Below are 22044 nucleotides of genomic sequence, written 5' to 3'. Positions count from 1 at the left end.
ATTATTCCTTTATTTTACAACTAAATAACCAATTCCATCTTTGTCCAATGTTGAAATCGTATGACTACCAACTGTCGTTTCTTCAATGTCTGTAAACACATGCTGATAATCATCACGTACAGATCCTGTTACATTTAAATCTTGTGTTTCGTCAAAGTCGCCAACTTGCAACGTTACGCTAAGTTTATATTCCCCGGGTTCTAATCCACCTAGTAATGTGTTGTCAATAATGCCTTGATAGCCATTGAAAACACCATGATTATACCAATCTTGATTTGCACAGGCAATCGTACCAACCTCTGTTCCGTCTGCAGCTGTCAAATGAAGCGTTTTCTTCGCAGCATCTTGATTTGTTAAATCTAAGTTCCCGTTATCCATTGATCCTTCTAAAATCAACCCATAACTTTGCCAATAACCTGTTTTGAAGAAGTTAACAGTCTGATCTAAGTGGCTAACAATTTGTGAAACAAACTCACTTTCATTTCCATCAATGACTTGATTCACGTCAATTTTTGTTCCTTCAGTTTGTGGTTCGATCGTGATTGTCCAACGACCATCCGCTTCTACGGTTCCCGTTCCAAGTAATACGCCATCTACATAAGCATTGATTGTTGCACCTGGTACGCCAAGTCCTGTTAACTGTTTGTCTTTATCATTGACAACATTAAAAACAGGCGCATCAACTTTTTCTTCATGAGTAACTACTTGTGAAACCATTTCACTTTCTTTTCCATCAACAACTTGATTCACATCAACTTTCGTTCCTTCTGCCTGTGGATCAATTGTGATTGTCCAGTTTCCTTCTGAATCCACTGTTCCTGTTCCAATCAAGTCACCATTCACATACGCATTAACTGTCGCCCCCGGCGTTCCTGTTCCAGTTAACTCTTTGTCTTGATCCGTTACTGCATTGAAAACTGGTTTCTCAATAACGATGCCATCATCAACAAATGACCCCCCTTGAATTTTTCCGTAATTTGTAAATGGTGTCGTTTCAAAATGTGAATCAGTTGATGAGAAATCCGTGGTCTTAATTCCTGTATGTGTATACCCCGAGATATTAAATGACGATTTTACCGGCCCCGCAATTACTTCTTCAGGCGTTGCTTCTTCTACACTGTCAATCCACCAAAGATTGTAGCCTGTTGGTGAATCCAAAGTTACATGCGCTGTTGTTGCATAGCCACCTAAAATAGGGCCCTCTGAGTGATGATTGGTAATTGAATAGTTTGACCCATTTTCGAAAACGATTTCTTTTCCTGCGATGATTGTACTGTGGTTACCATTTGAATCAGCTTCAACAGTCGCACCTTTTCGTACGAAGAAATTACCAGAAGTAACTAAAATACTTTCATAAACTGTATCGTCCGTATGTACTTTTAAAGAACTACCATCTTTCAATTCCAACGTACTTCCGGTTCCCAATTTAATTCCTCGATCATCTGTGGAAGTTGACTCAATCTTTCCTTCATTGACAAATGAGAAATCGCTTCCTCCTTGAATAGCCGTTGAATTAGATTTAATCGTGACCTCAGCATTTTTGCCAACGAATAAAGTTCCATCTGCATATGCCATATGTACCGCTGCAAGTCCCGTTGATTCATTTTCAAAGTTAATTACGGCACCTGGTTTCACTTCTAATTCTTTTCCTTGATAAACTTCTTCTGTTGTAGAAACACTAGATACATTACCATCTAAAGTTAGCTTTCCTTCTGGTAAATAAATCATTTGTCTTCCTGTATGTTCAACGTTTTTATATGTAATATTTGCTGTATGTGAACTCCAAAGTAGTCCATAAATATCTGTGTTGATAATTTTCACATTTTCCATCAAACCAACCGCATCTGCTTTCGTAAAATAAAGTTGATGTAAGTCGGCATCAATCGTATGTCCGTTACCATGAATATTTTTCGATAAGTTCGTAATTGATTCTGTCGTCGCCATTGTGATATCGGAAGACAAGCTGATATCTGTCACTGTGTCATCATTAATTGCTTCTTTAAACTCTTCCCACGTCGACACATCTACGTTATTTTCTACTTGTTTAACCTCAATAGCTGGCTGGCTTGTCTCGGCTTTAACTGATTGCGCTTGACCTAATAGCGCGACTGAAAAAAGAACTCCTGATAACGATAAAATAATTGATGATTTTTTCATAACAAAACACCTCTACACTTATTTTTATGTAATTACAGTTATAACGATAATATCAAAAAATAAACAAATTATGTAACAACCGCTTACAACAACTAATATAACACCTATAAAAAGAAACATCAATATTAAAATATAACAAAAAATTAAAATATAAAAGTTATTTTATTCGAATGAAAATATACTTTAAAAATAATTATTATAATTAAAATAACTAAAAACCATAAAAACTAATGATTTATATTAAAAAAACGCTTTGAAACAATAAAAAAAATACCTGATACAATTCATATCGGGCATTTCAACTTTTAAGTTATTTATGATTGTAAAATAATCGATTTTGCATCATTTAAAATCTTATTTTTGGCATTCGTCCATTGACCATCAATGCCAATGACAAAATCATCCTTTGTTTTTCTAATGATATTGGCATCATTTTGAACACTGATTCGCCAAGTTTTGATCCATTTCTTTTTTTGATAAAGTGAAATAGATGTAACTGGACAGTAGTTTTCTAAAAATATTGTTTCTATTTGGTAATTATAGGCACCCATTCGCGGAAGTTTTTGATTCAAGCTAGCAATTCTTTCCAAGTAATATCTTTGTTTATAACTTGATATTTTTCCATAATAATTCATTGTGACACCTCAAATCTTATTGCTAAATAAAACGACACCTGTTCCAACGATTGCAAACAAACCAAACAAGGCGATTTGTAAATAAACTTTATGCATTGCCTTTTTGTTCACCTGTTCAATCATTTGAAGTGGCTCTTTTGCTGAAAGTTGTTTTTTTGTTAATGCTGTTTGTGTATCCTCGATCATTTTTGCCTTAACTAAAATGCGCTTTGTTGTTGCTGCTGCCTTATCACACGTCAATAGCGTTACTGTCTTTTCTGGATTTTCTTCGATGTAATTGACTTCTTTTTCATCAATTATCTTTTTCTCGCTTATTACATAGTGATAGCTTTTGCCTAAATACGTCATATCAATATGCTGTCCTTTTTTCGCATCTACTAATTTTCCAAACAATAAACCTTTTTCGCTTAAATGATGTCCTAGAAAAATCATATTTTCTTTCAATGGATTCCGGCTCGGATACATAGACGCTGCACCGATAAGCATAGCACTTTGACTGATTCCAGGAAAAATCGGAACAGCTAATGTTAATTCAGGGATTGATAATGCACCGATTGCCGTTGACTCCTCATTTTTCAACGTAAACACATCATTCATCGTCGCAGACTGCACTTCTTCAAATGGAATCGTTGGTAAGTTTGCTACGTTGTCGCCCACCGTATACTCGGCAGTTACTATGTGCTGTGTAAAAATTGAATTTTCAATGTACCGATAAGCGACCAACGCTAAAGCAATGTAGAAAAACAGCAGAAAATAAACTTTTTTATTCTTTTTCATTCGATTTTCCTCCAAAGATAAGCGTACCGGACAGACTTTCGAAAACATTCCCCAATTTAGTTACCGGGATTGAGCTACTTCCAAAATTCGCGACTTTCTTCTTACTAATCCCATTACTTGGTGCAAAACCAACAACTGGTTGTGCTGATTTTTTCTTCCTCAACTTTTTTTCATAGAAGCCAACACTTGTTTCACGGGTATGCTCTTCTTCGTGTACCACATCTTCTTCTGCATGATAAAGTTTAGGAACACTTGCTTTTTCACCATTCATCATCATAACCGAACTAAACAAAAAAACGATTAAATATTTTTTCATAAGCTATTTCTCATTCCATAAATTTTTGATACCAAATTCCCAAAGACTTTCCAATCCTTTGAACTTGGCGGACTATTCCAAATTAAGTATTCACTCTCAACTACTTCGGATAGAACATCTGATAGATAGATATCTGTTTGAGCCGAGTACTGATTATCGACTTTTAGGGTAACAAACGGCAAATGCACAATATTATTGGCAATGTACTTGTTGTATTCTTCTCCTAAAGTGAAATCAATCGTGATTGTGATTGCTTGTTTTTGATTTCGATAGGCTTGACTGTTGATGATAAGTAAAAGTGTTTCTAATAATAGTTGTTGGCTTTCCGCTTGATTACCAATCACCGCAATCGTTTCTTTATTACGCAAAAATTGTAAAATTCGCTCTGCTTCTTGACCAAAACCATCAAAAAAGAAATCTAAGATGACATAAAAATGACCGTCTAATAGACTATCTTTGTAATAAGAAAATTTAAACAACAATTCGTATAACTGGTTATTAAGCTTTTCATCTGGTTGTTCGATTCCTACTGTAGTTAACAAATTGCGTGTTAGTTGCATAAGATCATTTTCTTTTTTTAAGCTACTGTCTTTTTCCTGAAAAAGATAATGGTTGACTCTCAAATAGTTGATCAACGTGATGACGTCTTCAGTTTTGACTTCATCCCGATTTTCCGCAAATTTGCGATAACTTAAGATAATTGGTTCCATATAGCGTTCATCAGTTGATACAAGCAATACCTCATCGCCACTATTTTGCTTGTTTTCTACCCTAAAAAAAGAAACCAAACAATAATACAGAAGTTTTGTTTTTTTCAATTTTTCAATTGGCTCGATTACTTTTAATTCTTGTAATTCCTCAATAAAAGCTTGCGCAGTTGTCCACTCTTCCGCTGAAAAAGGATTTTCATAATTTTTAAAAATATAAAAATAAATCTGTGCTAAAAAAATGCGTAACTTGCTTTCACTTACATTTTCAACCAAAAAATTCATTTGGTGCATCTCCAAAAATGCTTCCAATTTATTTTTGATGACATAGGAATAAGAAACACTTACATAGTGGTAATAGCTATAGTTCTCCATTATTTCTTTGGTGTTCATACCATTTTTTAAGAAGTAATCTAAAAGACTAAATAAATAAGATTCTCTACCATATTTCCAAATCAAACGATTGATAGAATCCAAACAGTTTTTCTTATAAATATATTTACTTTTATTTTTGGAGATAAAGAAGTAATCATCCAGCTCCATCGTTTTAAAGTCTTCGATTAATAAACCTAAAAGTTTATTTGCCCGAAAATAAGTTAAGTCAAATTGTTTTTCAATATCTTTGACTGCAAAAGAGTCAGTGTCTAAATTATCAATATATGAGAATAACATCAGCTTTGCTAACGTCTCTTTTTCAAATAGTTCCTTCATACGATTCCTCTTTAAAATAGCTACTATTTAGCTGGCGCTATCTTCTTTCTGTAGTTCATTCATTAATTTTTTGATTTTCTGATTTTTCTTACGAATGTAGATAAAGATAATAATAAAAAGAAGTAATAAAATACCACATACTAGAAGAATCAGGTAAAGCATCGTGTGATCTTCTTCCTTAGTTATTGCCGTTTTATTTAAATCAGCTGCTGTTTTTTTCGAAATAGTGAAATTTTGTTTGAATTCCCATTTTTCTCCTTTTGATTCAGCAGTCAGAGTTGCCGTGTATTTACCCGGACTCAATTCTTTTCCATCGGTTCGAATATCAAAGTTATACACTGAGTTTGGCGCTTGTTGCCCGTTTTCGATTTTCGTGGTGTATAACACCTTTTCTTCATCGGCTTTGCGAATGTCCCCCTTCACATTTAACTTATTGATAAACATTGCACTGGTATTTTTTAGAGGGAATTTAATACTATTTCGGCCGTTAATTTGTTCCACCTTGATTTTGCCAGCTTCGACAATCGGCTTTGTGATTTCTTTTTCGCCATGTAAAATAAGTGCAATCGTGTATCCATATTGATTTTGGACTGCCATACTGCTCTTATTTGCAGCACTGTCTTGCGTTTCTTTAGAAATCTCTTCTATCAAATTGATTCCGCCTGCTACAACTCCATCAAACGTTTTTTCTGGCGCAGTAATTGTATAAGTTAATTCTTTTGTTTCATTGGCTTTTAGCGCAATTTTATCGACTTGGACTTTCACCAACTGTTTCATATCATTTGTTAAGTTTGCTACTTCAAACTGTTGACTATTCTTATATTCCACAACACCATTACTATTTGTTGATGCATGATCCACATTTGTATCGACTACAATTGGATGGTTGGCATTATTCGTCACTTGAACGACTAACTCTGTTGCTTCTTTCGGTTTCAGCTGTAAATCGTAATACGATAACGACTTATCTACCTGTTTCTCAGAAGGTAATGGATTTACTTGAAAATCAACCGCAGAAGCAGACACGTTTTGAAATGAGTAAAACGTACCTACTGAAATAGCACATAATAAAAAAGCCTTGACTTTGTTTTTCATCTTTTTTCTCCTTCAAAAAAATAGGAATAGATAGCCGGATGACTGTCTATTCCTACACGTTTACAAATGGTTAGTTGTTTGCAACTCCATCTGTCAATACCCAGTTAAGCGTAGTAGTATATTGACCAGCCACTTTAACTGTTGCACCAGGAACGCTTAAAGATGCAGCACCTTTAGCAAAATCTTCAATTGCTAAACCATTACCTTCACCTGTTTGAGCATCCATGATGACTGCTGCTTCATTGGTAGTCTTCAAAACAACACCTGCTTTTTCGTGAGCAACTGCTGTTGAACTTGTATCAATCGTTGGTGAAACTAATGTAATTTGTGCATTTGTTAATTCATGTGTGTTATTTTTAAATTGACCAGCTTCAGAAACTTGTAATGCCCAACCAGCTTCAGTACCACGTAAATCTTGAACTTTGCTGAAAGTATCTGATTCAGTTGTATAGTTTTGGTCAGTAGCTGAGATTTCATGCATACCAAAGTCTAGGTCAGCAGCCTCTACAAGTGTCAAAGCGCCAGTATCTGGTGCTTTAAACCCAACTTCACCAGTTGTATCTTTTTGATCAATGTCAGCAGCATAAACAGTTGCCCCAGCTGTTGCAGATAATAAAGTTGCAGATAATACGATTCCCATAATTGCTTTTTTCATTTTAAAATTCCTCTTTTCGTTTTTTTAATAAATAAATGACCCCAATAATCATCATGGCAACTCCAAGAAGTGTAATCGGGTCTGAGTTAACAGTACCTGTTTTGGGCAGGATGCCAGAGCTTATTTTGTAAGAACCTGATTGTGTCGTATCAGGAACAAGTTGTCTTGTATCGTTGTTCACTGTATTATTTGTTGTTTGATCGTTATTATTGATGATCTGATTGTTTGAATCTTCTTGTGAATCACTTGTACTACTATCCTCTGTTTTGTAAAAACCAACGTTTGCTTTACTTCCACCAGAATCAGCGACTTGCTCTGCTTGAACCTGTGAAGCAAAACCAAAGAATAAGATCAAGGATAGTAATGCAGCGAATCGCTTGTTTCTTTTTTTCATAGCTTTCTATCCCCTTATTCATTTGCTACAACATCGTTTAGATCCCATTCGATCGTTGCATCGTACGTATCCGCAACAGCTTTTCCACCAGGAACGAATAATTGAAGAGTGTCGGGTTTTGACTGCCAGTCTTGAGACACATTCTGTTCATCATGGTTGCTTGTTGTTTGATTATGGATAACGACACTTTCGTCTGTTGTGATTGCTTGTTTACCTTGTGTCGGATTATTGTAATACAGTGTAGCACCTAATTTTTTGCTCGTTGTTGTGCCAATGAATTCTTGATTCAATTTTGCAGTTAAGCTCCAAGTAGATCCATTTTTACGTAAATCTTGGACGAGTAAGTTCTTATCCAAAGATTCTAAAGAGTAAGTTTCATCTCCTGCTGAAATGGTGTGCTCGCCAAATTGCAGTTGAGTTGGCGCATCAACAAAGAGAAGTTTGCCTTGATAAATATATGTGACTGTTTGAGGTTTATCTGTAAATTGCCCCTCTTTATTATCAGGTTCATCTAATAAAGTATAGTTATCGATTGTTGCTGCTTGAGAAGTATAAGGATCGCCAACTTTTCCATTTAGAACCTTTGCTTCAGCAATTTCATTTTGATCTTCATCAACATACTTCACAGTAACTGGCGCACCATCTTGTTTTTCCAAAATCGTAACGGTTGCCGTCTTCGTTGAGAGATGTCCAGAAGAATTTGTCACAGAATAAGTGACTTGGTACTTGTCTGGCGTATTCGGTTGAACACTACTATAATCAACTGTCACATCTTTACTGATATCGCCATCTTCAGTGTCTCTAGCCGTAATATTTTCTAATAATTTTTCTTTAATATTTTCGTCTGTTAGATCACCAACATAAAATGTTTTATCTTCAACAGTTAAGTTAGCAAAAACGGTACTGTCACCAGTCGTCAAGAACCGGTTATTCAAATCAAAATGTGCGCCACCACCGATATTCCCACCATTAGCTGTAGCCATATAGATATAAGCTTGACTTGGGTAAGTGATACTATCATTATTAGCATGTGCGCTGACACTTGCTTCGTAGCGACCATCTCGTTTGATATAGCCTCCCGAAACGTCTTCAGACTGTAAATCGATCCAAATTTCATTGTTGTCTGGCTTTCCAGAATCCCGATACACTTTGTAATATTGTTTAGGAATCACTGCTTGTGTTAACGTATCTCGAACAACAATATTCGCTATGTCTTCGTCTGTAATAGTCACTTTTCCGTTTCCTACTGGTTCGATGTACCAAGCAAAACGATAAAAGCAATCAGAAGGCAAAATGTTTTCTCCAGTATAGTTTACCTCAATAAAGTTTTGAATCACGTCTGACGTACGATTAAAATTACCAGTTGGTAGTCCACCTATATCAGAGCCATCTCTTGCAACAAAATTTCCAGGATTACTATTTGAAATCCCCCAATAAGAGTTAACATAATTATAAATTGGCGGTGTATTGGTATTTACTTTTAACTTAGGCGTGCCAACAATTGTTGGTATGTCCTGTCCGTTTGATGTCGTCGTTGCAGACACATTATACGTTGTTCCAGGGGTTCCAATTACTTTTGTATGAAAATCAGCCGAAATTGTAGTATTACCAACAATATCTTTTTTGACCACGAACGTGAGCGTTCCCGCACTTTCATCAATTGTTACATCAAAATAATTTGAAATGTTTTCATCTGTTAAATCAATCGTGCTATAATCAATTGCTTCTGACGGAATAGAAATAACGATTGTTGTACCTGCAGGAATCGAATCACCATCTTTGTTGCTCAACGTAATCGTCCCTGTATAAGTTGTATTTAACGTATATTCACTAGAGTTAGCTTTATAAGAAACAGAGCCGGTAGCAATTTTTGGAGTTATTCCGGGGAGAACGTCTTTTTTGATTGCATCATCTGCTGTTGTTTCTTTTTCTGTTGCACTCGTTTCAGTTTCCGTTATAATGGAACTTGAAATATTTTTTTCACTGGACTCTTTTTCGGAAGTATTTGTTGTCTCACTTAAATTTTCAGAGGTTTGAGTGGTTGTTGTTTCTGTTGCTTCCGATGAGAGAGTTGTTTGGTCAGCTGTTTCTGCATAAACAATTGTTACAAGATCATTTGTTACTGATAAAGTTAGAAACACGCTACTTAATAAAACAAACTTCTTATATGCTGAACTTTTCACTTCTTTCACCTCCCTTCAAATGTATTGCACCTAAATAACATTTCGCTGTTATTTACTTACAAACCCATTGTACTAATCATAAAAAACCTTTTCCTCTTTAATATTTAAAAAAATTTTTCAATTTCAAAGAATGAATAAACTTTCACAAGCTAATTACGCTAGTTAAGACTTATGCACTGATAAAGAAAAATGCTAAAATTCCTGCAATTACCACTAAATAAACCAAATTTTTTCCGAAATAACCTGCGCGATGTTCTTTCTCCGTCTGATGACGACTTGTTTTTTGATCTAACTTCAAATTATTTTGTGCTTGCATATTGTTCACCTTCCAAATCTTTGTATTGTACGGAATGTACTGTTTTGTTCCATTTGTTTTGTGGCTTGAACCACGTAAAGAAGCCTACGATTTGCGCAATCATATACGTTAACGAATTATAAATAAAGCAGTAAACCAAGCGAATGAAAAACAGGATTTTTTTCCACCAAGTGTTTTTCAATTGGAAATAGTCCTTACCTTCTTCAATAAAGTAAACGGTCGGTATAATCAAAAAGTTGAATGCTTCCATTGTTAACCAGAATGTGATAACAGAAAACAAATTAGGTAAGTATTTCAACAAACGAATATCAATAATTCCTAATGCTAAAATAATTAAGTAAGCTACCGGACGAACCATTGAATAAGAATAAAATAAGGTTTCAATCTTACTCATTAGTTCATTGAAGTGTTTTGATTTAAATAACGACTTAATTTGTTTAAAAGTTGTTGAAAATGCTACATACCAGTGTCCTTGCGCCCAACGTGTTCGTTGATGATGGCTTGCTAAAAAGCTATTTGGTTTTTCATCATGGACAACTGCAAACTGATTCCAACCACTTCTTAACCCATTCATTGACAACTCCACTTGCAACTCGAAATCTTCGGTATAACTTCTTGGATTCCAGCCACGTTCCATTAAATATTTTGTGTCTAAAATAAATCCTGTGCCACCAATCGCTGCATTCCAGCCTAAAACATAATTGGCAAATTGAACCGCACGATTAGTAATAAAGTACACAGCAGAATAACCAGATGCTGTAATCGATGTAAACACATTTTTCATACCCAAATATCCTTGGATGACTACAAATTCCGGATGAGCAATACTTTGTGAATTCATTTCTGTTAAGTAGTTAGGTTCCACAATATTATCCGCATCAATAAATGCAATATAATCATACTCTTGCCAACTTTCATTATTGATGAAGCTTGCAATTGCATGTGGTTTCCCTCTTGGTTCATCAGGCTTCGATGTGTTTTCAAACACTTTTGCTTTGCCAATACTCCGTACAATCTCTGCTGTATTATCAGTGCAGTTATCAGCAATCACCACAATGTCAAATAAGTTAGGATCGTAATCCTGATGAACTAACGCTTCGACAGTTTCTTTGATTACTGCCGCTTCGTTATGCGCAGGAATCAAAAATAAAAATTTCTTTTTCGGAGCAACTATTTCATAATCTCTTTTTGGCGTGATGAGACCAAAAACAGATAATGCTGTAAAAAATAATAGATTTGCAAAAACAAGTACAATCAACGCTGTACAAATCCAAGATAGCGGTTCAAATAAATAATTTGGTAACGTAAACAATTAAAATTCCTCCTGTCCTTCTATTAAATAGTAGCACCCTCTTGGATAGTCAACTTCCCATTATTTTAAAAAATTTTTTTCAGATATTGAGAAGTCAGCCAACGAAAATTAGTATAACAAGCATAATTTATGCTTTCCTCTTCAAAATTCAAAAAATAAATTACACTTTTTCAAATTTCATGGAATCAGTCTCTACTTATCTTTTAAAAAAATAAAAAAACTACTGAAAACTCAATGATTTTCAGTAGTTCTTCTATTTTTTTCTTCAAAAATTTTTCTTTCAAGTGCGGTGTAATTTTCTGGAAAATTACTTTGATCCCAATAATAATATCGTTGTTTTTTTGGCACCTTTTGTTTCATGAGCGAATAATTGATTAAAAGTAAATCACAGGAGTTAGTTGAAATATCCTCAAGAATAATGACTTTGACAAAGCCAAAGCTTCCCAAAAATGATTGCAAATCCTTGATACATATGATTCCCAATTCTTTAGGTAAACCAACGGTCACTGATGGCACGCGATACTTACGGTAGTGAAGTGTCAACAATACACAGAGCACCAATAAAGGTCTGCTTTTTGTTGCGAGTTGTAGTTCTTCCTGCTCAATCACTTTTCCTTTCAATGCGACTAACGTTTTTTGATAGCTAGCTGGTAACAATTGTTGAATAAGCTGGATAATTTCTTTGGCTTCTTCCCCAATCAAGTTGTTGACCATTCCTGAAAAAAGCAAGACATCATACACAAACTCACTGTCACTGATGATTTCAAATTGATTTTTTTCAAGTAATCTCAGGTACGTTTTGACAAACTCGGCTAATTGTTTGTTTTGTTTTAATTGTTGTCTGGCAAATACTCTCTTTTGTTCCGTGGCGATTCGCTCATTCAAGATAAACAAATTGATAAACGTGCTCAAGAATTTTTTCTCTGCACTTCTGACCTTTTTCGGTGTGTGATGCCATAATTCAGCATAAGGAGCTCCATAATCGTAAAAGAGGGTATGTAATCCGTCCTGTAACTCAAAATTCGTTAAATATTTTTTTAATAAATAGCGACTTTCCAACACATTTAATAGCAAAACCAGCTGCTGTTTTGTGATAAATGAGCTATCTTGACTCGCAATCACCTGATATTTCTTTTCATTACCTAGATAAGTAAATAAATTTTCTTGACCGCGATATCCCCACCATAATGAAAAGTAAAGAAAGGTCCGATAAGCCGTTTCTTGAAGATCGTTTGTCGTTTTAAGCGTTAGATTCATTTGATAAACGGCTAGCACGCTTTTTAGCAACTGAATTTTCCGGTGAAAAGTTGAGATACTAATCAAATGTTTTTGCGCATAACTGAGTTCATTTTTATTAGGATGACGCACTTTATAAACCAAATAGGTAAACGTGACACTTTCTTTTTTTAGCAAAAATAAACGATAACTGTCAATCGTAAATAATTGTACTTCTTGCTCCTGAAGAACCTTTCCCGTTTTTAAGATAAATTGCGATTGACCATGTTCTTGTAACTCATCTTGAATAATTTCTTTCGTCAATGTTTGTATTCCTTGATAGGAAAGATTAAACTGTTTTGCTACACTTTTTAACGAAACTTTTTGTTCTTGCACAATCAAATATTTAAATAAATGAAGTTTGTTTCGACTGTTTGACTCAAAAAATAAGGTTTCAAACATCCCGTCAACTAAATGATTCATTTTGCTCACCTATATTCCCTAACTTTTCCAATTTTATCTCCTATTATTATGTACGCAATAACGTTCAGTCCTACCCAAACTTAATTAACATATTACTTTCATCAAAATGATCGCCATAATTAACAAAAGAACTCTTTACTAAAAAAACACAATGTTTTTTTTATAATAACATTTTAACTAATTTTATTTCATAAATAAACAAAAAAAGTAACACTGCCTGAAACTTCACTAACGGGCAGTGTTACCTTAAGAAAATCTAATAATTTGAACTAACTTAATGATACCATACTTTTTTTATAATACAAATATTTCGCTAATAAAGTAGCAAAATGGATTTGAACATCCTATACGGAATAATGTCAGATATAAAAAAACATTTATTATCCAAAAAAATATGTTCAACTATTCTTAACTTTGGATATCTTTTACTCATAGCTAGACAACAAAGTTAAAATTTCTAACGGATGATCTGTTTGCAACAATTCGTTCATACGTTCAGGCTGCTTCTCTAAATAATGAATGACGGAGAATAATTTTTTGAATTCTGGATGTTTCAAATCATTTTTCTTGACCGCCAGCAACAAAACAACACAGATTTGCTCACCGTGCCAAGTAATTGGTTGCTTCATCGTCGCAATCGAAATCGTTGAATGCTTCACATAAAATGGATTGCCATGGGGAAGCGTGATTAGTGATGCGACCCGCGTACTCGAATGGCGATCTCGCTCTAACACAGATTCAATGAATTCCGGATGAACATATTGATTTTCAACTAAGACATTTCCCATGAAAGACAAGATTTCTGTAGGGTCTGTTAAGTCTAAATGTGGGAAAATCAAGAATGGATTCGTGAAATTTGCCAAATCAAACGTTTTTGTTCGTTTATTTGGCACATGCTCTAGCATGTATTTCGCCAACCTCGATAAATCGGTTTCCGTAATCATCGGTGAAATTTCGATTACAGGAATGCTTTCATGTTGAAAAGGGAGCGTCGTCAAAATAAAATCAACCGGTGGAAATTCTTCAGCATTCAGCTCAGAACTATGCTCAACTAAATCCAAAATTGTCAATTCAGGAAGTTCTCGATTAAGTCTCGCTTCAAGAAAAGTTGCCATTGCCTTTGAGTATTCGCTAACTAAAATCGTTTGGTATCTCCGACTTTTTTGATGCTGGTGGCGCTCGATTGCCGCTTGGAAATGGATCGTCAAATAAGCAATCTCATCTTGCGGCACATAAAAGGGTTCTTTATCAAAATAATCCTCCAAAATCAATTGCAGAACTAAAAATAATTGCGTATACGTGCTAAAAACATTTTTCGTTAACGGATTTGAAATCGTTAATCCATAATTCAAACGAAAATAAGTGGAAGATAAATGAGAACTTAAATTTTGTGCCAAAAGCTGGTCTTCTTTCAATGAATAACCTAAGAATTGCTCAACTTGATCAATCAAATGAAGGGCTAATTCATCTGCTTCACCTTGAAAGCGTGCAGCAGACTGAGATTTAGAAAATAAGTTAGCAATTCTTAACGCTAAATAGTTGATTTCATCCGGTGAAAATTCAATTGGATACACGTTTGCTAACTTGGCTAAGACTTGGCTACTGATTTTTTGCGCTTGCGTATGATTGACTGCTTCATTTTCATCTTCACTCAATTTGACTTTTTGCAATTGCTTCATGCGTTCTAACATAAAATAAATATGAATCTCAACAGTAGACAAGCCTGCTGGTTCCTCTAGCTGATTCTCATAGAAGACATCTCGTAACGTATGTTGAATTACTTTTAGTGTGTCTTTTGCAAAAAATTCCTTCAAGGATGGACTTTGTGGATCTGCCTTTTGCATATTACGCAATGTTTTCACCAGCAGTCGCCTTTTTTCTTGCTCGTCACCGGTGATAAATGTGCCCAGTTTTGTTTTTGACACTAACACTAAATGATGTTGTTGGAAAAAACTTTGCAAATCTGTTAATTCTTTTCTGACTGTTCGGCGACCAACAAATAATTTCTCTGCTAATTCTTCAAGACTGAGACCGTCTTTTGCAACTAACAAATGAAAAATCAACAATTGCCTTAACTGGCTTTTCTCCAGTTCCGTTTCAGTCTTTTCATTCAGCAGACGTTTGACCTGATCTTTTTCATGAGGTAAGCCAACTAGTAAAATACCTGTTCCTTTTTTTCTTTCAATAATTAAAGGTAATTGGTGCGCATTCAACCAGTCTTCGATTTTGTTTAAATCACTATGGATAGTGCGCTCAGAAACTTGGAAGCACGTTGCTAATTCTTTGGTAGTTAAATAACTATTATTTTTTATTAATTGATAAATTAAAGATTGCTGGCGTTGATTCATTAAGAAAAGAAGCTCCCTTCTGAATAAAAAAATCGACTATGATAACACATCTATTATGTCTCATCACAGTCGATTTTTCATCTTATGTTACATTTCGCTTAATAATTGATTAACAGCCGCTTTATTTGGGGCTTCCATCAATGCTTGACGGAAGTCATCATCCATTAATTTGCGTGAAAGACGTTGGAGAATTTTTAAGTGCATATCTCCTTGGCTATTTTCTGGAACAGCAATCATAAAAATCAAATGCGCCGGTTCACCATCGAGTGATTGCCAATCAATTCCTTGTTGACTTCTCGCAAAAGCAAGTGTTGGCTTGGTAACATGGGCTGATTTACCATGAGGGATTGCGATACCCATCCCAATTCCAGTTGTACTTTCATTTTCACGAGTATAGATTGCTTTTTTAAACCCTGCTGTATCTGTAATGTGACCTGTTTTCCCTAAACGTTGTACTAAATCTTCAACAACGGTATCTTTTGTTGTTTCAGTTGTGTCTAAAACAATCGTATCATCTGTCATGATTTCTGTGATTGAATCAAAATTTTCTGGAGCAATCGTTGGTTCAGTTTCTGCGTCTTCTACTTCGTCTAGGTGCATTGCTCCGTTTGGTGTCGCAACAACTGGTGTAACTTGTAAAGTTGGTTTCAAGATTCTTAACATTAAAACAGTTACTGCGATTCCAGCAATCACTGCTGCAAAGAACATTGCCACATGATCAACTGCACCTAACACCGCTACAATTGGTCCACCATGTGCAACGTGGTCAGTTACACCTGAAAGCATCGCAATTACACTACCAGTCATCGCACCAACTACAATACTTGGAATAACACGTAATGGGTCAGTTGAGGCAAATGGAATCGCACCTTCTGTAATCCCAAACAAGCCCATCGCTAACGAAGCTTTTCCTGCTTCTCGCTCAGTTTTTGTAAATTTCGTTTTCAAGATCAATGAAGCTAAACCTAACGCTAAAGGAGGAATACAAATTGCAACTGCAATTGGCCCCATAATTGAGTAATTTCCTTCAGCAATCAATCCTGATCCAAATAAAAAGGCAACTTTATTAAATGGTCCACCCATATCAAAAGCAATCATCGCACCAAGAATCATCGCTAAAACAACTTCACTTCCACCTTGCATACCTGCTAAGAATTGTGTCAATGAATTAAACAAAAGTGCAACAGGTTCACCAATAACATAGATAAAGACAAAGCCAACTGCCAGTGAACCTAAAATCGGAATGACGATAATCGGCATAATGGATTGCAAAGCTTTCGGTACAGGAATTTTTTTGATTCCCAAAGCAATAAATCCAGCCAGGAACCCTGTGATGATCCCACCTAGGAAACCAGCGTTTGCATCACTTCCATATAAAGCACCGTTAGCTGCCAACATGCCACCGACAAACCCTGGAACTAAGCCCGGACGATCCGCAATACTTTGCGCAATAAACGCTGACAAAATAGGAACCATCAAGCCCATAGCAATTCCGCCAATACTGTTCATCGTTGCCCAGATCGTGCCTTCAGGAATTTTGATTCCTTCTGGCGTCGCTGTCCCACCTAAAGTCAATGAAATTGCAATCAACAACCCACCGGTAACAACAAACGGCACCATATAAGAAACACCATTCATCAAACTTTTATAAACTTTTTTCCCTAGTCCTTCTGTTTCGCCCTTGTTCTCAGCAGAAACATCTGTCAGAGCGCTTTCAAAAACAGGCGCTTTTCCTGTTAAGATATCTTCAACTAATGTATTCGCATGATGAATGCCATCTTGAACACCCACATTGATTAGTGGTTTACCACCAAAGCGTGATTTATCAACTTTCGTATCAGCCGCGATAATGACACCTGCTGCTTCTTTGATGTCGCTGGCTGTTAACTCGTTCTCTACACCAATCGAACCATGTGTTTCGACCTTCACTTCGACACCAAGTTCTTTCCCAGCTTTTTCTAAATTTTCAGCAGCCATGTATGTATGGGCAATTCCAACTGGACAAGAGGTGATTGCAACAATTTTTTTCATCTTTCTTCCACCTTTCTTTCTACTCACTTAGTATATAAAAACGGTTTCTTTTTATTAAGGACAATTTGATTCCGAAATAACGGAAATTTTTGTCATAAAGCTTTTACTTCAAAAAATCAAAACAAAAAACTGTAGCCGATCACTTATTCGTCATCGCTACAGTTTTTTTGCTAAAAATGCTCAGTTACGTTATTAGCTAAATGTTATCTATAAGGAAACTGGCGTTGCTGTTTCCTTTAATACAGTGTTCAATGCCTCGATATTTTCTCGACCAGTTTGGTTTAACCATTTGCGTGCAGCTACTTCCCCTTCAACAATGAATGGTTCCACACCATTTGCCCATGTTGCTCGTCCACACAAGACACCATTAAATGTTGACCCTGCCGCTTTAGCAAAGCGCAATGTTTCTTGGAACAACTCGGCAGACACTCCTGCACTCAAAAAGATAAAAGGCAATGAAGTTGCTTCTGTCTGCTCTTTGAAATAAGCCGCAGCTTCAGCTTGTGTATAAACAACTTCATCAGTTGCATACCCTTCAACATAATTCATATTGACTGGGACTTCTACTTTCAATACATCAACATGATAGCGTTCGCGAGAAAATTCTTTCATCATCTCAATCACCTTATGTGGTTTAACTTTGGCATATGCTGAAGATGCGCTATCCGCATTCTCAGCGTCATAAGAAACTAGCTCTAAGAAGAATGGCAATTCTTCTGCTTCACATTCTGATCCAATTCGTTCAATAAACGCTTGTTTTCGTTGATTGATTTCGGTAGCTTCATCCACATCGTAGTACAATAAAAATTTACAGGCATCCGCACCTTGTTCTTTTAACCGTTTCACTGACCAATCCGCTAAAAGGTCGGGTAATCGTCCCGGTGTCGAAGCGTCATAACCTGTTTTTTCATAAGCTAAAAGTAACCCAGCACTCTCTGCACGCGCTTGAGCTGCCGGCAAGCCATATTCAGGATCCAACAAAATAGCTGAAGCATACGGGGTTAATTCTTCTGAAACGATTTTTTTGAAGTTTTCAATTTGTTCATCTGTTGCGGGGGTTGCTTGATGTTTCGCAATCATTTTTTTCAATGCGCCCCGTTGGTCAATGGCTAATGCACTGATAATTTTATTTTCATCCGTTAATTGCTCAATATATGCTTGTTTTCCTTTAGTTCCAATCATTGATTTTGCACCGTCCTTATTGAGTTTCATCATCAATCACTTCAATGTTTGATGTATTTTGTCAAATAATTAGTTAAACTTTCGCAACCTTGATTTGGTTATATAAATGAGGGAAATTCATTAAGTTTACTTGACCAGTTACTGCTTCTTGCGCATTTAACATTCCTAAAACATTGGCTATTTTCAATAATTCTTCTGCACTTTTCCCTTGTTCCAACGCATAGGTGATACCGGCAACTGTCGCATCCCCTGAACCAACTGGATTCACCACGTCGATTTTAGGAATGTTTACTTGATAAAAAGTATTTCCATGCTTGGCAAAAGCGCCGTGCGCTCCCAGTGAAACAACGATCCATTCAATCCCAGCGAAACGTTCATTTCTTAATGCTTCTTTTAAAACTGGCAACTCATTGGTCACTTCAAACGCTAATAGTTCTGATAACTCTTCCAGATTCGGTTTGATTACTGTTGGTTTTTCCTGACTTTCCAAAACGGCTTGCAAAGCTTTCCCTGAGCAATCTAGTACGACTGGTTTCTTCTTTTGCTGACAAATCGCCAACATTTCACTATAAAAATCAACAGGTAATCCTGCCGGCAAACTCCCAGAGAAACTTAGAATCGTTGCATCTTCTGCCAACTGTTCAAAATGAACTAAAAAGTCTTCCGCTTCTGAAGCTGAAATGACCGGCCCTTGTTCTAAAATTTCTGTTTGTTTCCCTTCATGCAAAATGGCAATGCAATTTCGCGTCTTACCACTAATAGGTGAAAACGCATGTTTAATCCCTGCACTTGTCAATTCATGTTGGATGGCATCGCCCAGTTCACCACCCAATAAGCCACTTGCTAAAACATCGGCACCCAACTGTTCTAAGACTCGTGTGACATTTAATCCTTTACCGCCAGCAGTTTTCCTCACTTTCGAAACACGATTGACCGTATCCAGTTGAAAATGTTCCAGCGGATAAGAGATGTCAACTGAAGGATTCATTGTGATCGTGACAATCATTTTTTCACCTCCATTTTAATCGTGGTACTCGCCACGGTCCCATTTTTCTAAAAATTCATCAAAGAAATGTTCATCTGCTTGCTCTGGATGATTTTTTTCAACGTGATCGATTTTTGCAATCAAACGTTTGTTTTCAGGTGTTTCTTGGTATTTCGCTTGAATAAAGGCCTCGATAATATCACAAATCAAAAATTCTCCGGTGATTTTCCCACCAAAACCAATCACGTTCGCATTCAATTCTTCTTTCGCATAAATCGCACTTGTCATATCGCGAACTAAAGCAGAACGGACACCAGGAACTTTATTGACTGCATTATTAATTCCTACACCAGTTCCACATATACATACGCCTAAATCTGCTTCATGGCTGACAACTGCTTCACCTACTTTTTTGCCATAAATAGGATAATGTGTTCGTGTAAAGTCATATGTCCCCATATCAATAACTTCATATCCTTTGCCTTTCAAAAAATCTGAAACAGCAATTTTTACATCTGTCACAATATGGTCACAACCAATAGCTATTTTCATGAATATTTACCATCCTTTTCTTTTTACGCCATTTTATTTAACATATCTACGCGAATTTGGTGACGCCCGCCATCATAATCAGCTGCTAAAAATTCTTTGACGATATTTTTGGCTAATCCTTCACCAACGATTTCTGAGCCAATCGTAATCATTCGCGCATTATTATGTTCTCGAGTCATATAAGCTGAACGCTCATCAGATACTTCCGCCGCTACCATACCTTTCACTTTTGTTGCTGTCATGAAACTTCCTGCACCATATCCGTCAAATGCAATTCCAAGACTTCCTTCTTCAGCTAAAACGTCTGTTGCTACAGCTAATGTTGATTCGATAAAATCAGTCGAAGCGGTTTCACTTTTGTCAACCACTTCAAAACCCTTTTTAAGTAAATATTCTTTGATCGGTTCTTTCAATTTCATTCCTTGTTCATCTGATCCAATGACGATTTTCATCTGTACTCCTCCTCTAATCAATTAAAAATTTGAGTATATTGTTCGTATTGAGTTTTCATTTCCTCTGAGATTGTGTAATCCGTAAAAAAACCATTGATTTCAGTAAGTGAATAAAAATTGTAAAAGTCGCTATGGCCAAATTTATGCGCATCACCTACTAAATATTTTTTGTGTGCTTTTTCCAAGACTAATTGCTGGAACTTTCCTTCCTCAATGCTGAAGGTGAAGACGTGCTCGTCCAAAATACCATTCACGCCGACAAATGCTTTTTCGATACTTAGTTTTTGAATCGTCTCATTTGCCATAGAACCAACAAATGCACCGGTCTTCTTACGAAAAGAACCACCTACTAAATACAGCTCGAGATCTTCCTTTTTTTCTAGCAAATTAAAAACTGGCAAACTGTTCGTCACGATCCGTAACGGCCCTTCTTGAATAAAATGAGTCATTAATTCGATGGTTGTTCCAGATCCTAAAAAAATCGTATCTCCTGCTGAAATTTTTTTAGCAGCATTTTTTGCAATATACTTTTTTTCTTCTATACTGATGGCTTTTTTCTCAGTATGAGATAACTCAACCCCTGTCAGTGGCTGTTCTCTTATCGTTATCGCAGATTCGGCATATCCCTTACTCTGTGCACCACCATGCACACGCTCGATTTTACCTTGCTGAGCCAGTTCATCTAAATCTCGACGAATCGTCATATCTGACACTGGTAAATTTTTTTGAATCATTTTCACCGTAATAACGCCAAACTGCTCACACAATTCTAAAATGGAACGTTGCCGTTCACTTTTCAACATAGGCACCACCTTTCCAACGACATAATAAAACATTTACAAACAAATATCAACACCGAAAAGCAAAAATATGTTTATTTTCTTTTGAAAAGATGCTTGACTTTCTTATGTAAGCGGTTATACTGTAGGTGTAATTGAGATATACAAACATTTTCAAACAAAGGAGGAGGAAATATGTCAACAACTACTACGTTCTTTTTCCCCGAAACAGTCTATGTTTCAAATAAACAAACCCAAACAGAGGTGTTTGAGGAAGTTTATTTAGATTTAGTAGAAAAAGAATTAGTCACTGAAGACTTTTTCGATCATTTATTAGAAAGAGAGGCCAATTATCCAACTGGGTTAGACTTATCGCCCATCGATTCATCTTTGCCAGATATTGCGATTCCCCATACTGAAAGCGAGTTCGTCAAAACGACTCGAATCGTTCCAATCAAATTAACGCACCCAATTTTATTTCATCACATGATTCGGCCATCAGACACTTTGGATGCTTCCTTTTTATTTATGATTTTAAATGAAAATGGTGCAGAACAAGCGGGTATGTTGGCAGACATCATGGACTTTATCAATTCTGTTGACAAAAAGGAGTTACAAAGATTTTTCTCATATGAAGACCCAAAGGAAATTTATACATTTTTAGAAAAGAATTTTAATTAGAGGAGTGTTCTGAAATGATCAAAATTTTAGCTGCTTGTGGTGCGGGTGTTAACTCAAGCCACCAAATCAAATCTGCAT

General features: G+C 36.0%; 20 protein-coding genes and 1 pseudogene. 2 read left to right on the top strand and 19 right to left on the bottom strand.

The window, feature by feature from the left end; translation table 11 throughout:
* Positions 1-9 precede the first annotated feature (9 nt).
* From RV17_RS10625 to RV17_RS10540, 19 genes are all read right to left on the bottom strand, one after another.
* Complete coding sequence (locus tag RV17_RS10625) at positions 10-2157, bottom strand: Ig-like domain-containing protein (RefSeq protein ID WP_071869202.1); 2148 nt, start codon at positions 2155-2157, stop codon at positions 10-12.
* Positions 2158-2471: 314 nt separating this feature from the next.
* The gene (locus RV17_RS10620; RefSeq protein ID WP_067481249.1) at positions 2472-2792 is read right to left on the bottom strand and encodes a hypothetical protein; all 321 of its coding nucleotides are present in this window, start codon (positions 2790-2792) and stop codon (positions 2472-2474) included.
* A gap of 9 nt (positions 2793-2801) precedes the next feature.
* On the bottom strand, positions 2802-3569 hold the full coding sequence (locus RV17_RS10615; protein WP_071869201.1) for a class A sortase: 768 nt from the start codon (positions 3567-3569) through the stop codon (positions 2802-2804).
* A complete protein-coding gene (locus RV17_RS10610; RefSeq protein ID WP_071869200.1) occupies positions 3556-3885 on the bottom strand; it encodes a hypothetical protein in 330 nt (109 codons plus the stop codon). Before RV17_RS10610 ends, RV17_RS10615 begins: the two co-directional genes overlap by 14 nt.
* Positions 3882-5303, bottom strand: coding sequence for a hypothetical protein (locus RV17_RS10605; protein WP_071869199.1), 1422 nt, complete (start codon positions 5301-5303; stop codon positions 3882-3884). The genes RV17_RS10610 and RV17_RS10605 overlap by 4 nt, the downstream gene beginning before the upstream one ends.
* A gap of 27 nt (positions 5304-5330) precedes the next feature.
* Positions 5331-6398, bottom strand: a complete 1068-nt coding sequence (locus RV17_RS10600) for a WxLIP family cell surface protein (RefSeq protein ID WP_083571985.1) — start codon at positions 6396-6398, stop codon at positions 5331-5333.
* A 70-nt stretch (positions 6399-6468) separates the two neighbouring features.
* Positions 6469-7053, bottom strand: coding sequence for a WxL domain-containing protein (locus tag RV17_RS10595; protein WP_071869198.1), 585 nt, complete (start codon positions 7051-7053; stop codon positions 6469-6471).
* Position 7054: 1 nt separating this feature from the next.
* Positions 7055-7447: an LPXTG cell wall anchor domain-containing protein gene (locus RV17_RS10590; protein WP_071869197.1), complete on the bottom strand. Its 393-nt coding sequence runs from the start codon at positions 7445-7447 to the stop codon at positions 7055-7057.
* A 14-nt stretch (positions 7448-7461) separates the two neighbouring features.
* Entirely contained in the window at positions 7462-9630 is a 2169-nt protein-coding gene (locus RV17_RS10585; protein ID WP_067481237.1) for a MucBP domain-containing protein, read from the bottom strand.
* 169 nt (positions 9631-9799) lie between these two features.
* Positions 9800-9946, bottom strand: a complete 147-nt coding sequence (locus RV17_RS13490) for a hypothetical protein (protein WP_169819339.1) — start codon at positions 9944-9946, stop codon at positions 9800-9802.
* On the bottom strand, positions 9930-11258 hold the full coding sequence (locus tag RV17_RS10580; RefSeq protein ID WP_067481235.1) for a glycosyltransferase family 2 protein: 1329 nt from the start codon (positions 11256-11258) through the stop codon (positions 9930-9932). Before RV17_RS10580 ends, RV17_RS13490 begins: the two co-directional genes overlap by 17 nt.
* A 231-nt stretch (positions 11259-11489) precedes the next feature.
* Positions 11490-12956 (bottom strand): helix-turn-helix domain-containing protein, encoded by a 1467-nt coding sequence (locus RV17_RS10575; RefSeq protein WP_071869196.1) that lies wholly within the window; start codon positions 12954-12956, stop codon positions 11490-11492.
* 425 nt (positions 12957-13381) lie between these two features.
* Entirely contained in the window at positions 13382-15304 is a 1923-nt protein-coding gene (locus RV17_RS10570) for a BglG family transcription antiterminator (protein ID WP_067481230.1), read from the bottom strand.
* A gap of 87 nt (positions 15305-15391) precedes the next feature.
* The gene (locus RV17_RS10565) at positions 15392-17335 is read right to left on the bottom strand and encodes a PTS fructose transporter subunit IIABC (protein ID WP_067481229.1); all 1944 of its coding nucleotides are present in this window, start codon (positions 17333-17335) and stop codon (positions 15392-15394) included.
* Between the two features lie 207 nt (positions 17336-17542).
* A complete protein-coding gene (lacD, locus tag RV17_RS10560; RefSeq protein WP_176694878.1) occupies positions 17543-18517 on the bottom strand; it encodes a tagatose-bisphosphate aldolase in 975 nt (324 codons plus the stop codon).
* Between the two features lie 73 nt (positions 18518-18590).
* The gene (gene lacC / locus RV17_RS10555; protein ID WP_067481227.1) at positions 18591-19523 is read right to left on the bottom strand and encodes a tagatose-6-phosphate kinase; all 933 of its coding nucleotides are present in this window, start codon (positions 19521-19523) and stop codon (positions 18591-18593) included.
* Between the two features lie 15 nt (positions 19524-19538).
* Complete coding sequence (gene lacB / locus RV17_RS10550) at positions 19539-20054, bottom strand: galactose-6-phosphate isomerase subunit LacB (protein ID WP_067481225.1); 516 nt, start codon at positions 20052-20054, stop codon at positions 19539-19541.
* 23 nt (positions 20055-20077) lie between these two features.
* The gene (lacA, locus tag RV17_RS10545) at positions 20078-20506 is read right to left on the bottom strand and encodes a galactose-6-phosphate isomerase subunit LacA (protein WP_067481223.1); all 429 of its coding nucleotides are present in this window, start codon (positions 20504-20506) and stop codon (positions 20078-20080) included.
* Positions 20507-20523: 17 nt separating this feature from the next.
* Positions 20524-21309, bottom strand: a complete 786-nt coding sequence (locus tag RV17_RS10540) for a DeoR/GlpR family DNA-binding transcription regulator (protein ID WP_071869195.1) — start codon at positions 21307-21309, stop codon at positions 20524-20526.
* Positions 21310-21480: 171 nt separating this feature from the next.
* Here RV17_RS10540 and RV17_RS10535 point away from each other — a divergent pair, with 171 nt between their 5' ends.
* Positions 21481-21966, top strand: a complete 486-nt coding sequence (locus tag RV17_RS10535; protein WP_067481219.1) for a PTS sugar transporter subunit IIA — start codon at positions 21481-21483, stop codon at positions 21964-21966.
* A gap of 14 nt (positions 21967-21980) precedes the next feature.
* Positions 21981-22044 (top strand): annotated as a pseudogene (locus tag RV17_RS13290) (PTS fructose transporter subunit IIB); the annotation flags it as partial.

Origin of the sequence: Enterococcus thailandicus (genome assembly GCF_001886265.1) — a bacterium.
In the GTDB taxonomy this organism is placed as follows: Bacteria; Bacillota; Bacilli; order Lactobacillales; family Enterococcaceae; genus Enterococcus_B; species Enterococcus_B thailandicus.
Note: the sequence above shows the minus strand (reverse complement) of the source record. Positions and strands in the feature narration are given on the sequence as shown.

What these genes read in the sequence shown, in the direction of transcription:
- RV17_RS10625 (WP_071869202.1), bottom strand. Translation starts at nt 2,157, where the DNA reads ATGAAAAAATCATCAATTATTTTATCGTTATCAGGAGTTCTTTTTTCA.
- RV17_RS10620 (WP_067481249.1), bottom strand. Translation starts at nt 2,792, where the DNA reads ATGAATTATTATGGAAAAATATCAAGTTATAAACAAAGATATTACTTG.
- RV17_RS10615 (WP_071869201.1), bottom strand. Translation starts at nt 3,569, where the DNA reads ATGAAAAAGAATAAAAAAGTTTATTTTCTGCTGTTTTTCTACATTGCT.
- RV17_RS10610 (WP_071869200.1), bottom strand. Translation starts at nt 3,885, where the DNA reads ATGAAAAAATATTTAATCGTTTTTTTGTTTAGTTCGGTTATGATGATG.
- RV17_RS10605 (WP_071869199.1), bottom strand. Translation starts at nt 5,303, where the DNA reads ATGAAGGAACTATTTGAAAAAGAGACGTTAGCAAAGCTGATGTTATTC.
- RV17_RS10600 (WP_083571985.1), bottom strand. Translation starts at nt 6,398, where the DNA reads ATGAAAAACAAAGTCAAGGCTTTTTTATTATGTGCTATTTCAGTAGGT.
- RV17_RS10595 (WP_071869198.1), bottom strand. Translation starts at nt 7,053, where the DNA reads ATGAAAAAAGCAATTATGGGAATCGTATTATCTGCAACTTTATTATCT.
- RV17_RS10590 (WP_071869197.1), bottom strand. Translation starts at nt 7,447, where the DNA reads ATGAAAAAAAGAAACAAGCGATTCGCTGCATTACTATCCTTGATCTTA.
- RV17_RS13490 (WP_169819339.1), bottom strand. Translation starts at nt 9,946, where the DNA reads ATGCAAGCACAAAATAATTTGAAGTTAGATCAAAAAACAAGTCGTCAT.
- RV17_RS10575 (WP_071869196.1), bottom strand. Translation starts at nt 12,956, where the DNA reads ATGAATCATTTAGTTGACGGGATGTTTGAAACCTTATTTTTTGAGTCA.
- RV17_RS10570 (WP_067481230.1), bottom strand. Translation starts at nt 15,304, where the DNA reads ATGAATCAACGCCAGCAATCTTTAATTTATCAATTAATAAAAAATAAT.
- RV17_RS10565 (WP_067481229.1), bottom strand. Translation starts at nt 17,335, where the DNA reads ATGAAAAAAATTGTTGCAATCACCTCTTGTCCAGTTGGAATTGCCCAT.
- lacD (WP_176694878.1), bottom strand. Translation starts at nt 18,517, where the DNA reads ATGATTGGAACTAAAGGAAAACAAGCATATATTGAGCAATTAACGGAT.
- lacC (WP_067481227.1), bottom strand. Translation starts at nt 19,523, where the DNA reads ATGATTGTCACGATCACAATGAATCCTTCAGTTGACATCTCTTATCCG.
- lacB (WP_067481225.1), bottom strand. Translation starts at nt 20,054, where the DNA reads ATGAAAATAGCTATTGGTTGTGACCATATTGTGACAGATGTAAAAATT.
- lacA (WP_067481223.1), bottom strand. Translation starts at nt 20,506, where the DNA reads ATGAAAATCGTCATTGGATCAGATGAACAAGGAATGAAATTGAAAGAA.
- RV17_RS10540 (WP_071869195.1), bottom strand. Translation starts at nt 21,309, where the DNA reads ATGTTGAAAAGTGAACGGCAACGTTCCATTTTAGAATTGTGTGAGCAG.
- RV17_RS10535 (WP_067481219.1), top strand. Translation starts at nt 21,481, where the DNA reads ATGTCAACAACTACTACGTTCTTTTTCCCCGAAACAGTCTATGTTTCA.